This is a genomic window from Alkalihalobacterium sp. APHAB7, from assembly GCF_048323755.1.
GTDB lineage: Bacteria > Bacillota > Bacilli > Bacillales > Bacillaceae_F > Alkalihalobacterium.
Genome location: NZ_JBLWFS010000006.1, coordinates 1 through 13,593, shown reverse-complemented (window position 1 = coordinate 13,593; position 13,593 = coordinate 1). Strand labels below are relative to the sequence as shown.

Sequence of the window (13,593 nt, the reverse complement as noted above, 5' to 3'; positions counted from 1 at the left end):
TTATTTACTATATTTTATGATGTTATTGCTTAATATTAAGGAGATAAGAGCCTCTCAGTGCCCCAAACGCTTAAAAGAGGCCAATTCTGCTAAAATAGCGTCCTCTCAGTGCCGTAAAAGTAAAACATAGCACCTGAACGATCATAGCGTGTAAAAGTGTTGTCGATTGGTGAATACCGAAAAATCACTTTTAAGCAGGCACCTTCCGCTTTTCTGTGTCTAGCTCCAGCTCCCAGCGCCTAGCGAGACTTCCCTCACCTTCGTACGATAAGTCAACATCGACTCACTGACGATCGTCGTGTTTCCTTTATCTCCTACAGCTCAGTCCAGTCCGTACGTCGCTAACCGGTCGCTTCCGCTTTTCTTGTCTAGCTACAGGTGCCATCGGCTCGAGGTCGCTTCGGTCCGTCAAACGTGTCTAAAGAGCAAGACACGTATTGCTGGCCCTCCAGCGCTTGTCGCCGATAAGCAGGCACCTTCCGCTTTTCTTATTGAAATTTATCTAAACGGGAAAAGAACTGCTTCACAAACTCATAAAATACTTTTTCAGTAGGTGCTAGCTCACGATTTTTAGGGGTAATGATACCGACCGTTCGCTTAACTTCAGGTGAAGAAATCGATATTTTTGTCGTTAATCGTGATTCGCGATCGTAAAAGGTTCCGTCAGGTAAAAGACTGACACCGATTCCCGCAGAAACGAGCCCCTTGATCGCATCCATGTCCTCGCCTTCAGCTGTAATATTCGGTTTAAAACCAGCTTTCTTACACGCTTCAACCGCAATGTCATGTAAAACATATCCTTTTGGAAATAAGACAAAGTCATCCGTTCGTAAATCACTAAGTGAAACACTCTTTTGATCCGATAATGGATGGTTGGCTGGGACTAATAATGAAATTCCTTCAGAAAACAAAATATCAGTAAAAAGATCCTGATCATTACTTGGGACGGGCCCAAGAAACGCTAAATCAATGTCGCCGTTTTTTACAGAATCAAGTAATAAAGCATATGACCCTTGCCGTAAATGATACGAGACATTCGGATGGTTCGCTTTAAAAGCCGAGATGACAGTAGGTAGTAAGTGGTTCGCTAAACTAGTTGGATAACCAATTTTAATCGTTCCTTTTTCGGGATCTAGATATTCGTCTACTTTTTCTTTCGCATAATCGATCGCTTTGATCGCTTTTTTTGTGTGAATTAAGAACGTCTTCCCAATCGGCGTTAATTTAATGTTTCGTCCGGTTCGCTCAAATAATGTAATGCCTAATTCAGCTTCTAGTTTTGAGATTTGTAAACTTATTGCTGACTGTGCAACATGAAGGTGTTCTGCTGCTTCGGTGAAGTGTTCTCGTTCTGCCACTTCGATAAAATAACGCAATTGACGTAACTCCATCGATAACTGTCACTCCTATCTATATTGATTCGAGATGGTTTCTATCTAAATCATATATTGTTTATATCGATTTGAAAACCTAAAATAATACTATACAAAAAATCAAACGTGAAATAAACAAAAGGGGGAGAATATATGACATACAATCATATGCCAAAAGCGCAAGGGCTTTATCGACCGGAGTTTGAACACGATGCGTGCGGAATTGGTCTATACGCTCATATAAAAGGATTAGCAACTCATGATATTGTAAAAAAAGGTCTAGGAATGCTTTGTCAATTGGATCACCGCGGCGGACAAGGAAGTGACCCACTCACTGGTGACGGGGCTGGTTTAATGGTACAAATTCCAGATCAATATTATAGAAAAGTTTGTCCTGAGATGAATTTACCGGAAAAAGGGCGATACGGTGTCGGTATGATTTTTTTCTCAAACAACGATGTTGAACGAAACGAAATCGAAGCACGCATCAACGAAATCATTAAAGAAGAAGGTCAGACCTTGTTAGGTTGGAGAACTGTTCCTGTCGATCCAACACAACTCGGCGAAGGTGGGAAAGCAACTTGTCCGATGATCCGCCAAGTGTTTATCGGTGCCATTGATAACGTTAAAGAAGATATTGAATTTGAACGTAAACTATACATTATTCGCAAACAGGCCGAACGCTTTGCTAGAGAACAAAATACGCGTTTCTACTTTGCAAGCCTTTCAAGTCAGACGATCGTATACAAAGGCTTGTTAACTCCTGAACAAGTAGATGCTTTCTATTTGGATTTGCAAGATGAGGAGTTTACGTCTGCGTTTGCTTTAGTACATTCCCGTTTTAGTACAAACACGTTCCCGAGCTGGGAGAGAGCGCATCCGAACAGATACCTTATTCATAACGGCGAAATTAATACGTTACAAGGTAATGTAAATTGGATGAAAGCTCGTGAACAACAATTTATTTCTGAAGCGTTCGGTGAAGATTTACCGAAAGTCTTACCGATCTTAGATACAGATGGAAGTGACTCTTCTATTCTCGATAATGCATTAGAGTTTTTCGTACTGGCTGGACGCAAACCGGCACATGCTGCGATGATGTTAATACCAGAGCCGTGGACAGAAAACCCGCATATGACAAAAGAAAAGCGAGCTTTTTATGAGTATCATAGTTGTTTAATGGAACCGTGGGATGGTCCGACAGCGATTTCATTTACAAATGGTAAGCAAATCGGAGCGATTTTAGATCGAAATGGTCTGCGCCCGGCACGTTATTATGTAACAAAAGATGACTACATTATTTTCTCGTCAGAAGTTGGTGTCATTGATGTCGAGCCACAAAATGTCGTTTATAAAGATCGTTTAAGTCCAGGGAAAATGCTTCTCATTGATTTAGAAGAAGGGCGCATCATTTCAGATGAAGAAATCAAGTCGGAAATGGCAAGTGCAGAACCGTATCAACAATGGTTAGAAGAGCAGCTAGTTAAGTTAGATGAGAAAATAGAAGGAAATAAGCAGCCTGTTTCTGACTTGGTCGTACGTCAAAAAGCCTTCGGTTATACGTATGAGGAAGTTCAAAAATATTTAATTGCGATTATTAACGAAGGAAAAGATCCCATTGGTTCGATGGGGAATGATAGTCCATTAGCGGTCTTATCAGATCGTCCGCAGTCTTTGTTTAATTATTTTAAACAAACGTTTGCGCAGGTAACGAACCCGCCAATTGATTCGATCCGTGAGCAACTAGTCACAGCTACGGTATCTTATTTAGGTGCAGAAGGAAATATCCTCCATCCAAATCAAGAAAATTGCTATCGCATTCAACTGGATACGCCGGTTTTAACTAACGGTCAGCTCGAGCAATTAAAAGCGAATCAAAATCAGAAGTTCCAAAGTGTAACGATTGATACACTTTTCACAACCGATCTAGAAAGTGCCCTAGAGCAAATGTTTACTGAAGCTGAACAAGCGATCCAAAATGGGGTAAGTCTATTCATCTTGTCTGATCGTAACATGAACGAAGAGCAAGCAGCGATCCCAGCATTACTTGCTGGAAGTGCACTTCATCATTATCTTGTTCGTCAAGGGTTACGCACGAAAGTAAGTTTAATCGCAGAAACAGGTGAAGCGAGAGAGGTTCATCACTTTGCGGCATTAATTGGTTACGGTGTCGATGCGATCAATCCTTACCTAACATTTGAAACTTACAAGCAAGTTGTAATGGATGGTAGCTTAGCAGTTAGTTATGACGAAGCGGTTAGTAAATATGTAAAAGGTGTAACAGAAGGCGTCGTTAAAGTGATGTCAAAAATGGGGATCTCTACGGTACAAAGTTACCGCGGTGCTCAAATTTTTGAAGCTGTTGGTATTGGTGCGCAAGTAGTCGATCGTTATTTTACAGGTACTGCATCTCAAATTAGCGGAGTCGATTTAGACACGATTGCAAAAGAAGCTGTCGTTCGTCATGAGAAGGCTTACCAGGAGATGAGTAATTCATCATTAGAGTCAGGTAGTGACTTCCAGTGGAGAAAAGACGGCGAATTCCATGCGTTTAATCCGCATACGATTCATACCCTTCAATGGGCATGTCGTAAGGGGGATTATACCTTATTTAAAAAGTATTCAAAAATGGCGAATGAAGAGAGAAACGGCTTCCTACGCAACTTGTTTGCTTTTAATCCAAATCGTCAGTCGTTGCCAATCGACGAAGTGGAATCAGTGGACTCGATTGTGCGTCGTTTTAAAACAGGCGCAATGTCTTTTGGTTCATTGAGTAAAGAAGCCCATGAAACGTTAGCGATTGCGATGAACCGAATCGGTGGAAAAAGTAATAGCGGTGAAGGCGGAGAAGATCCAAGCCGTTACTCCACGGATGAAAAAGGTGACAACCGCCGCAGTGCGATTAAACAAATTGCATCGGGTCGTTTCGGTGTAAAAAGTCATTATTTAGTGAATGCCGATGAATTGCAAATTAAAATGGCCCAAGGAGCAAAGCCAGGTGAGGGCGGTCAGCTTCCAGGAAATAAAGTGTACCCTTGGGTAGCTGAAGTTCGGGGTTCCACACCAGGTGTTGGCTTAATTTCACCACCGCCTCATCATGACATTTATTCGATTGAAGATTTAGCACAGTTAATTCATGATCTGAAAAATGCAAACCGTGATGCAAGAATTAGTGTCAAGCTTGTATCAAAAGCGGGTGTTGGTACGATTGCAGCAGGTGTTGCAAAAGGGGCAGCAGACGTTATCGTTATTAGTGGATATGACGGTGGTACTGGAGCTTCGCCAAAAACAAGTATTAAGCATACCGGGTTACCGTGGGAGCTTGGACTTGCAGAAGCTCATCAAACGTTAATGTTGAACGGCTTGCGTGACCGTGTGGTGCTTGAAACGGACGGGAAGCTGATGACAGGAAAAGATGTTGTGATGGCAGCGATCCTCGGTGCTGAGGAATTTGCTTTTGCAACGGCACCACTTGTTGTTTTAGGGTGCATTATGATGCGTGCTTGTCATTTAGACACGTGTCCAGTTGGTGTGGCAACACAAAATCCAGAGCTTCGAGACAAGTTCACTGGTGACCCAGACCATATCGTGAACTATATGCGTTTTGTTGCTGAAGAAGTTCGTGAGTTAATGGCAGAACTTGGGTTTAGGACCATGGATGAAATGGTCGGGCGTACGGATGTGCTAGAAGTAAGCGAGCGAGCTAAATCCCATTGGAAAGCCAAACACCTTGATTTATCAACACTTTTATATCAACCAGAAGGTACGCGTATTCGTCAAATATCACAAAACCATAAAATTGACGAGTCGTTAGACATTCAAGAAATTTTACCTGCCGTGCAGTCAGCTATAGAGATTAACAAGCCAGTAGATGTTTCATTCCCAATTACGAATGTACAACGTGTTGTCGGTACGATTGTTGGAAGTGAAATTTCAAAGCGTTACGGTGAAGAAGGTCTTGCGGAAGATACGATTACACTTCGCTTTACAGGCTCAGCGGGTCAAAGCTTTGGTGCGTTCGTTCCACGTGGAATGACATTGCAGTTAACAGGGGATGTAAATGACTATATCGGTAAAGGTTTATCCGGTGGAAAGGTCATTGTAAAAGCACCAGCAGAGTCCACATTCAATGCTTCAGAAAATGTCATTGCGGGTAATGTTGCTTTTATTGGAGCAACGAGTGGAGAAGCTTATATCAACGGTAAAGCTGGAGAGCGATTTGCAGTCCGCAACAGTGGTGCCCATGTCGTTGTCGAAGGAATAGGTGACCATGGCTGTGAATACATGACAGGTGGACGCGTCGTCATTTTAGGTGAAGTCGGTAAAAACTTCGCTGCTGGGATGTCTGGTGGAATTGCTTATGTATTACCTGGAAATGCAGCCGAGTTCAAATCACTTTGCAACGATGAGATGATTGAGTTCGATAGGTTAACAAATGATGAAGATGTAAATGAAGTTCGTGAAATGATTTCTAAACATTTAGGATACACAGGAAGTCAGAAAGCAAATGAAATTCTTAACAACTGGGATCATTTTGTAAAACAGTTCATAAAAGTGATTCCAAAAGACTATAAACGCATGATGGAAAGTATCCGCGAGCAGAAACATGCAGGACTAACAGATGAACAAGCGGTAATGACAGCTTTCCAAGCGAATGCAGCTCAAGAGAAAAAAGCCAATATACCTGCTAAAAAACTAGAAGTTGTAGGTCAATAGAAAGGAGAGGGAGACATGGGAAAAGCAACAGGATTTATGGAGTATTCGCGCCAGAAGCCACAAGAAAAAAATCCACTTGCACGATTAAGTGATTGGAAAGAGTATTCGTCGGTTTTTTCGGATGAACTTTTAAGCCAGCAAGGAGCCCGCTGCATGGACTGCGGCACTCCTTTCTGTCATATGGGAACGGAACTACAAGGAGTAACGACAGGGTGTCCGATAAACAACTTAATTCCAGAATGGAATGATTTAGTGTATCGCGGCAGATGGAGAGAAGCGTTAGACCGATTAATGATGACAAACAACTTTCCGGAATTTACAGGAAGAGTTTGTCCGGCTCCTTGTGAGGGGTCCTGTACGCTTGCGATTTCAGATCCGGCTGTTTCTATTAAAAATATTGAGCGTACGATCATAGATAAAGGATTTGAAAACGGTTGGATTACCCCGCGAATTCCAGAAAAGCGTACGAAGAAAAAAGTGGCGATCGTCGGATCAGGGCCAGCCGGGTTAGCGAGTGCCGACATGCTCAATCAAAAAGGGCATTCCGTAACCGTTTATGAACGCGCCGATCGTCCAGGTGGATTGCTGATGTATGGTATTCCCAATATGAAGCTAGAAAAAGAAGTGGTTGAGCGCCGTGTCCAATTACTCACGCAAGAGGGTATTGAATTTATTACAAATACGGAAGTAGGAAAAGACATTACAGCTGAAGAGCTTCGTGTTCAATATGATGCTGTTATCCTATGTACAGGTGCACAAAAGCAACGTGATCTCGTGATTGAAGGTCGCGAAGCAAACGGTATTCACTTTGCGATGGACTATTTAACAGACACAACAAAGAGCTTGCTCGATTCAAACTTTACAGATGGAAAGTTCATTGATACAAAAGATCAAGATGTCATCGTCATCGGTGGTGGGGATACTGGGGCAGACTGTGTCGCTACAGCGCTTCGCCAAAATTGTCGCAGTGTCGTTCAATTTGGTAAGCATCCGAGATTACCAGAACAACGCACTTCGGATAACATGTGGCCAGCTTATCCAAATGTGTTCACTTTAGAGTATGCATATGAGGAAGCAGCAGCAAAATTCGGGACCGATCCACGTCAATACTCCATTCAAACGAAGAAAATCGTTGCGGATGCGAATGGAAATGTAAAAGAATTGCACACGATTCATATGGAAAAATTAAAAGATGAAAACGGAAACTTTTACTTCGAAGAAATTCCGGGTACTGAAAAAGTATGGCCGGCTCAACACGTTTTTATTGCGATCGGATTTGAAGGTACGGAACAACCGTTACTTTCACAATTCGGTGTCGAGACAAAAAATAATATAATTGATGCAGCATATGGCGACTACAAAACAAATGTCGATGGTGTGTTCGCAGCTGGGGATGCACGAAGAGGGCAAAGCCTGATCGTTTGGGCGATTAATGAAGGGCGAGAAGTCGCAACAGCTGTTGATGAGTATTTATATGCAGCTGTGGCGAAATAATTTAATCATAAAAAAACCTAGGAAGCGGTCGAGTCTCCTAGGTTTTTAATTGTTAACAAACTAGCAGTGGCGATTGGTTGAAGTATTTGAAAATGTAACCGTTATCGTTGTCCCATTAGCTCCTGTATCTAAAGTAATGGTCGCCTGGTTTCTCTCGGCAATGCTATAACATTTTGATAAGCCTAGTCCGATATGATGATCTTTTGTAGTGAAAAAAGGAGTAGCAATTTTATCTAGTATGGATGGAGGTATTCCAGGACCTTCATCTTTAATCAATAAAAAAATTTCATTTTCTTTGAATTGAGTCTCAATGGTTAGTACTTGGTCGTCCTCCATAGCCTCAAGTCCATTTCTTATTATGTTCATGATGAGTTGTGTAATTTCATTTTCATCCACACAAATATGAGGGATTGCGTCTTCTTTAACGAACTTGAAACGACTAACGTTGATTCCAAGTTCTGTTTGTATTTTCAATATGCTTTCTCTTACAATCTTATTAAGGTTATTAGGGCGGAGCTCAACTTTTTTATTGTGAGCAAGCATAACAAATTCTGAGATAATCGCATTAGCCTGTTCAACATCTAATAGCACTGTTGAAATCATTTGTTCTTTCTCTTGTGCATGTATATTAGTTTGACTTAATAATTGTAAAAACATCTTAACGGTTGTCATCCGATTTCGAATTTCATGTGCAAAACCGACAGCCATTTCACCAACTAAATGCAATTGGTCCATCTGTCGTTTTTCTTTTTGGAGCCGTTCGTTTTCAAGGATTTCCTGTTTTAATTTTTCATTTTTCTCTTTTAGTTCTCTTGTTTTTTTCTCGACGAGTTCAGATAAGTACCTTTTATGGATATTTAATTCAATTTCAAGTTGCTTTACCTCTGTAATATCTGAGATTGTAAGTACTGCGCCATCAATCCGTCCTTCATCTGTAAAAAGAGGAATGGCTGAATTTAATATTGTTGCTTTTCTTCCATCAAATGTTTGGATATCGATGACTTCACCAAACGATGTTTCTCCTTTTTCTATTGCTCGAATGACCGCCCAATCTCCTTTTAATATCCTTTGCCCTGTGTCTTTATAATATCCTTTGTATTCTGCATATACCGTTTGTTTGTCCCACTTCGCTGGATCAACACCCCAAATTTCATAAACCTTCGAATTGATGTGTAAAAATTCACCTTTTGCATCAACGATCAGCACACCAAATGGCAACGCATTTAAAATTCTCTGAATGTCACAATTATCGAAATCTTTTTTAAGCATTTTTAAAGCTCCTATGAAGTATTTGACTCTCTTGTATCGATATCATTTAAGTAATAATAGTAGTGTTATCATAATTTATATCAAAAAGTCGTATCATAATGTTTTGATCTATGTAATTAAATTGTTCAATTTAATAGATAAGAGCCATAAAATAATAATTAAATTATACTATGTAGCCCGTGAATAATCATCACATACCGCAATAGACCATGTGGAAATGTAAACCTTATATCACCAAATAAAGAGCGCCACTCATTGACGCTCTTTAAAAGGAGAGAAGCTTTTTCATCAAATTAATACTTCTTGTGCGTAAACGCAGTTCCTACAATAATGAGTAGGATAAATAATACTACGATTAACGCAAAACCTGTTCCTGGCGCGTGATGAGCAACACCAGCTACAGGAGCATAACCATAGTGACAGCCGTAACCTCCGTAGTAACTCATAATTTCACCACCTTCCTTAAGCGGATAGTACATACTATGTAAAAAGCTCAATACGTGAATAGGCCGGTATGGAGTAAAAGTGAAATAGGTTCATATGAAAAGAAAGAGAAGATGGAATTCAATTTTCATTATTTAGAAGTAGTTTGAAACCGTACTCAAATTTCTCGTTTAAGTATGTTCATCAATAGAGGAGGTATGTTAAGATAAAAAAAGTGTAAATATCATATAATGATCTAAAATTGAGATGGATAGAAAGCGGGAATATTATGAATGAAGGTAGATTCTTACGAGTCATTAACATTGTTCCTATTGTAATGACATGGCTCATGTTTATTGGAATTTTAATATTTATTATTTTAAATGCAGAAGGATTACAAGAGTTAAATATGTTAACCATTTGGGTGATCGGTCTTATCGGGGTATTCTTCGTAGCTTTATTTGGGACGTATAAAATATGGCAGTGGATCCGAGTAGGGAAGTTGTAGGATATTACAACTTCCGAAGACGAAGAGACAAAAAAGCTGATGAGAGTTTAAATCTCATCAGCTTTACTTATATGGATTAGATAATACCTTGAACGATCATTGCATCTGCTACTTTTACAAACCCAGCGATGTTGGCACCGACGACAAGATTACCAGGAGCATCGTATTGTTCAGCAGCTTTTACGCTTTCACGGTAAATGTTTTTCATGATTTCGTGAAGCTTCGCATCGACTTCTTCAAATGTCCAAGAAAGTCTCATGCTATTTTGAGCCATTTCTAATGCAGAAACAGAAACTCCACCAGCATTCGCAGCTTTCGCAGGTCCGAATAATACGTCTTGATCTAAGAAAACTTCAATTGCTTCTAAAGTCGATGGCATATTTGCACCTTCACCCACAGCTTTTACACCATTTGAAACTAAAAGTTTTGCAGATTTTTCATCGATTTCATTTTGTGTTGCACAAGGAAGTGCGATGTCACATGGAATAGACCAGATATCGGTACAGCCTTCAAAATAAAGGGCTTCCGGATGTTCTTTCACATATTCACTAATGCGTTTGTTCTCAACTTCTTTTAGTTGTTTTACTGTATCTAAGTTAATTCCATTTTTATCATAAATGTATCCGCAAGAATCACTGCATGCAACGACTTTAGCACCTAATTGCATGGCTTTTTCCATCGCATAAATAGAAACATTCCCTGATCCTGAAACGGTGACTAGATTATCTTTAAAACTTAAACCTTTGTCTTTTAACATTTCTTCAACAAAGTATACCGTTCCATATCCAGTTGCTTCTTTACGTGCTAAACTACCGCCGTAGCCAATACCTTTTCCAGTTAGTACGCCAGCTTCGTAACCGCCACGCATCTTTTTGTATTGTCCAAACATATAACCGATTTCTCTTGCACCTACACCGATATCACCAGCTGGAACATCAATATCTGGACCAATATAGCGGCTAAGCTCTGACATGAAACTTTGAGTAAAGCGCATGATCTCAGCGTCAGACTTTCCTTTCGGATCAAAGTCTGATCCACCTTTACCACCACCAATTGGTTGGCCTGTTAAAGAGTTTTTGAAAATTTGCTCGAAGCCTAAGAATTTAATGATACTAGCATTAACGGATGGGTGAAAACGTAATCCACCTTTATATGGACCGATCGCACTGTTGAATTGAACACGGAAACCACGGTTCACTTGAACATTCCCTTGATCGTCAACCCACGGTACTCTAAAAGAAATTAGTCTTTCAGGTTCAACGATGCGCTCAAGGATCGCTTGTTTAATGTATTGTGGATTTTTAGCTAGTACGGGAATTAAAGAGTCAAAAACCTCTTTAACCGCTTGTAAAAACTCCTCTTCATTTGGGTTACGTTTTTTTACGGTTTCATAGACTGCATCGACATAGTCTTGGACTTCTCTTGTATACGTTTGCTTCATTTTCTCCATTGTTTTCATTTACCCCTACCCCCAAAATGTAATTATATATGTATCTAAAAATTATAAAAATTATTTATATTTATGTTTGTGAGATTTTTTTCTGTAATTTATTTTATAATTAAATAAATCATCTAAACAATATCAAAAATCGATAAAGTTCATGCTTTTTTTAGATGAATAGAAAAAGTGGGGGGCTTTCAGTGGAAATTAGACAAATTAAATATTTTATGGAAGTGGCCAAACGAGAACATGTAACAGAAGCGGCGGAAGCATTGCATGTTGCGCAGTCTGCTGTAAGTCGACAAATTTTTAATTTGGAAAATGAGTTAGGGGTGGACTTGTTTATTCGAGAAGGGCGCAGTGTAAAGTTAACACCGATTGGAAAAATGTTCTTAGAACGAATGAAACACGCAATGAATGTAATAGATGATGCCACACGAGAAGTAGCTGAGTATTTAGACCCTGAAAAAGGAACAATTCGAGTGGCTTTCCCTATTAGTTTAGCAGCGTATACGTTACCAACTGCTATTTATGCATTTCGAAAGCGATATCCTGAGGCGAAATTCCAGCTAAAACAAGCCCTTTATCGCGATTTAATTGACGGGGTAGCAAAAGGCGAATTTAATATGGCATTAATTGGTCCGGTACCGATGCAAGAAAAGAAAGTAAAGAGCAAAATATTATTCACAGAAAATGTTGTAGCGCTTTTGCCGATCCATCATCCACTGGCCGATCGTTCCTCAATCAAATTAATAGATTTAAAAGATGATCCTTTTGTTTTACTGCCAGAAGGGTTTGTGTTTAGAAATATAGTCGTTAATGCTTGTACAGAGCTCGGTTTTCATCCTCATGTTGCCTTTGAAGGTGACGATATCGATGCCCTAAAAGGTTTAGTGTCAGCTGGACTTGGCGTTACTCTAATGCCTGAAGTGACACTAGTAGACAGTCTGCCTCGCTCAACTGTTAAATTACCGTTAATTGAACCGAATGTCACACGAACGGTGGGCGTCATTACACCGACCGAACGTGTGTTACTTCCAACAGAGCAATTATTTTATGAGTTTTTACAAGACTTCTTTGCGAGATTAAATGAATTTAGAGAATAATAATTTTGTTTAGCTTAAAAACAGGAAAATATGGTTTTATTGTTAAATACTTTCATTACCCATTATTATTAGAAGAAAATAGGTGATGATGTTGCTCAGAGAAATCATGGATGACTTACAAGATCTTTCCACTAGTGAACTTGAAGAAGTACACCGAGTTATTAAAAGTTATAAATTGGAAATTTTAATGATCCAGTTTCAAACTTTGGTTGTGAAATGATAGGTGATATACTAGTACCATATTTTTGTTTTAAAAATGAAGTTTCTTTGGAGGGTTATAGATGAGACCATTACAAATCTCAGCAGATACAGCACAAAAGTTAGCGAAGACATTAAATGTCCCGCTAGAACAAATTATGCATATGCCACAACATATCCTTGTTGCCAAACTGGCTGAAGTGGAAGCAGCTGAAAAAAAGAAAGAAACAAAAGAATAAAACCAGGAAAACCTGAGCTGATTTGAAATAAGCTTAGGTTTTTTATTTGGAAGTTACCATGGAAGTTAACACAATTAAAATACTCGGATTGCTGATTATACACAGGACAACCCCTCTTGAATAGAGTATAGAGTTCATAGGTGAATACCTATTTTATTCCATAATTTACGATGATCTGAGGGGGGATACGATGCAAGAAAAACACCCTAAATATCCATATTTTGGTACCGAAGAAACGTGTGAGGAACAGCTCATTTCATTTCCGCCACAAGAACAAGACATTCATCCTGGTATTGAAGGGCCAATGGAACCGAAGCCGATAATAGAAAACCCGTATTACAAAGGAAGTAAAAAATTAAAGGATAAAGTCGCTATTATTACAGGAGGCGATAGTGGGATTGGTGCAGCGGTGGCGATTGCCTTTGCGAAAGAAGGGGCAAATGTCGTTATTCCTTACTTTAAAGAATATGAGACAGAAGACGCCTTTCGCACGAAAAAACGGGTAGAGGAATTGGGACAACAATGTCTTCTTTATATATCCGATTTAAAAGAACCAACCCATTGTGAATATATCGTAAACGAAACCGTTAAACAGTATGGGACGATTGATATACTAGTGAATAATCATGCGGTTCAATATGTGAAACAGAGTTTACTAGATATTTCAATTGAACAGTGGGAAGAGACCTTTAAAACGAATAAAATGTACCCTATAGAGTAGACACTTTAAAAAAGTCTCTCTGTAGGGTATTTTTATATTTAAAGATAAAACAGGATTGGGGAAGCGCAAAATGAGTAAAAAGATATTTACAGAAAAAGAGAGATC

Annotated in this window: 10 protein-coding genes; 6 read left to right on the top strand and 4 right to left on the bottom strand. The window is 39.5% G+C overall.

Features of this window, described 5'->3' with window-relative positions; all coding sequences use genetic code 11:
* Positions 1-488: 488 nt before the first annotated feature.
* Positions 489-1,391, bottom strand: a complete 903-nt coding sequence (locus tag ACNSTQ_RS07940; RefSeq protein ID WP_418199322.1) for a LysR family transcriptional regulator — start codon at positions 1,389-1,391, stop codon at positions 489-491.
* 135 nt (positions 1,392-1,526) lie between these two features.
* Between ACNSTQ_RS07940 and gltB the strand changes: the two genes are divergently transcribed.
* Together gltB and gltD are read left to right on the top strand one after the other, a co-directional pair.
* Positions 1,527-6,089 carry a glutamate synthase large subunit gene (gltB, locus tag ACNSTQ_RS07935; RefSeq protein WP_418199321.1) on the top strand — a complete coding sequence of 1,521 codons (4,563 nt, stop codon included), beginning with the start codon at positions 1,527-1,529 and terminating at the stop codon, positions 6,087-6,089.
* Positions 6,090-6,104: 15 nt separating this feature from the next.
* The gene (gene gltD / locus ACNSTQ_RS07930; protein WP_418199320.1) at positions 6,105-7,583 is read left to right on the top strand and encodes a glutamate synthase small subunit; all 1,479 of its coding nucleotides are present in this window, start codon (positions 6,105-6,107) and stop codon (positions 7,581-7,583) included.
* A 60-nt stretch (positions 7,584-7,643) separates the two neighbouring features.
* Here gltD and ACNSTQ_RS07925 read toward each other — a convergent pair whose 3' ends face one another.
* Both ACNSTQ_RS07925 and ACNSTQ_RS07920 read right to left on the bottom strand, forming a co-directional pair.
* Entirely contained in the window at positions 7,644-8,852 is a 1,209-nt protein-coding gene (locus ACNSTQ_RS07925) for a two-component system sensor histidine kinase NtrB (protein ID WP_418199319.1), read from the bottom strand.
* A 293-nt stretch (positions 8,853-9,145) separates the two neighbouring features.
* On the bottom strand, positions 9,146-9,298 hold the full coding sequence (locus ACNSTQ_RS07920) for a YjcZ family sporulation protein (RefSeq protein WP_275117958.1): 153 nt from the start codon (positions 9,296-9,298) through the stop codon (positions 9,146-9,148).
* A 266-nt stretch (positions 9,299-9,564) separates the two neighbouring features.
* On the opposite strand from ACNSTQ_RS07920, the gene ACNSTQ_RS07915 reads away from it, so the two are divergent.
* The gene (locus tag ACNSTQ_RS07915) at positions 9,565-9,783 is read left to right on the top strand and encodes a hypothetical protein (protein ID WP_418199318.1); all 219 of its coding nucleotides are present in this window, start codon (positions 9,565-9,567) and stop codon (positions 9,781-9,783) included.
* Positions 9,784-9,859: 76 nt separating this feature from the next.
* On the opposite strand, the gene gdhA is transcribed toward ACNSTQ_RS07915, so the two are convergent.
* Positions 9,860-11,242, bottom strand: a complete 1,383-nt coding sequence (gene gdhA, locus ACNSTQ_RS07910) for an NADP-specific glutamate dehydrogenase (RefSeq protein ID WP_418199317.1) — start codon at positions 11,240-11,242, stop codon at positions 9,860-9,862.
* Between the two features lie 182 nt (positions 11,243-11,424).
* Here gdhA and ACNSTQ_RS07905 point away from each other — a divergent pair, with 182 nt between their 5' ends.
* The 3 genes from ACNSTQ_RS07905 to ACNSTQ_RS07895 all read left to right on the top strand — a co-directional run bounded on the left by ACNSTQ_RS07905 (position 11,425) and on the right by ACNSTQ_RS07895 (position 13,488).
* Entirely contained in the window at positions 11,425-12,330 is a 906-nt protein-coding gene (locus ACNSTQ_RS07905) for a LysR family transcriptional regulator (RefSeq protein WP_418199316.1), read from the top strand.
* Positions 12,331-12,611: 281 nt separating this feature from the next.
* Positions 12,612-12,767 (top strand): YycC family protein, encoded by a 156-nt coding sequence (locus tag ACNSTQ_RS07900; protein WP_418199315.1) that lies wholly within the window; start codon positions 12,612-12,614, stop codon positions 12,765-12,767.
* A 190-nt stretch (positions 12,768-12,957) separates the two neighbouring features.
* The gene (locus tag ACNSTQ_RS07895) at positions 12,958-13,488 is read left to right on the top strand and encodes an SDR family NAD(P)-dependent oxidoreductase (RefSeq protein ID WP_418199314.1); all 531 of its coding nucleotides are present in this window, start codon (positions 12,958-12,960) and stop codon (positions 13,486-13,488) included.
* Positions 13,489-13,593 lie beyond the last annotated feature (105 nt).

Bases quoted from the DNA above. Each gene is read 5' to 3' on its own strand.
- ACNSTQ_RS07940 (WP_418199322.1), bottom strand. From the start codon at position 1,391: ATGGAGTTACGTCAATTGCGTTATTTTATCGAAGTGGCAGAACGAGAA.
- gltB (WP_418199321.1), top strand. From the start codon at position 1,527: ATGACATACAATCATATGCCAAAAGCGCAAGGGCTTTATCGACCGGAG.
- gltD (WP_418199320.1), top strand. From the start codon at position 6,105: ATGGGAAAAGCAACAGGATTTATGGAGTATTCGCGCCAGAAGCCACAA.
- ACNSTQ_RS07925 (WP_418199319.1), bottom strand. From the start codon at position 8,852: ATGCTTAAAAAAGATTTCGATAATTGTGACATTCAGAGAATTTTAAAT.
- ACNSTQ_RS07920 (WP_275117958.1), bottom strand. From the start codon at position 9,298: ATGAGTTACTACGGAGGTTACGGCTGTCACTATGGTTATGCTCCTGTA.
- ACNSTQ_RS07915 (WP_418199318.1), top strand. From the start codon at position 9,565: ATGAATGAAGGTAGATTCTTACGAGTCATTAACATTGTTCCTATTGTA.
- gdhA (WP_418199317.1), bottom strand. From the start codon at position 11,242: ATGAAAACAATGGAGAAAATGAAGCAAACGTATACAAGAGAAGTCCAA.
- ACNSTQ_RS07900 (WP_418199315.1), top strand. From the start codon at position 12,612: ATGAGACCATTACAAATCTCAGCAGATACAGCACAAAAGTTAGCGAAG.
- ACNSTQ_RS07895 (WP_418199314.1), top strand. From the start codon at position 12,958: ATGCAAGAAAAACACCCTAAATATCCATATTTTGGTACCGAAGAAACG.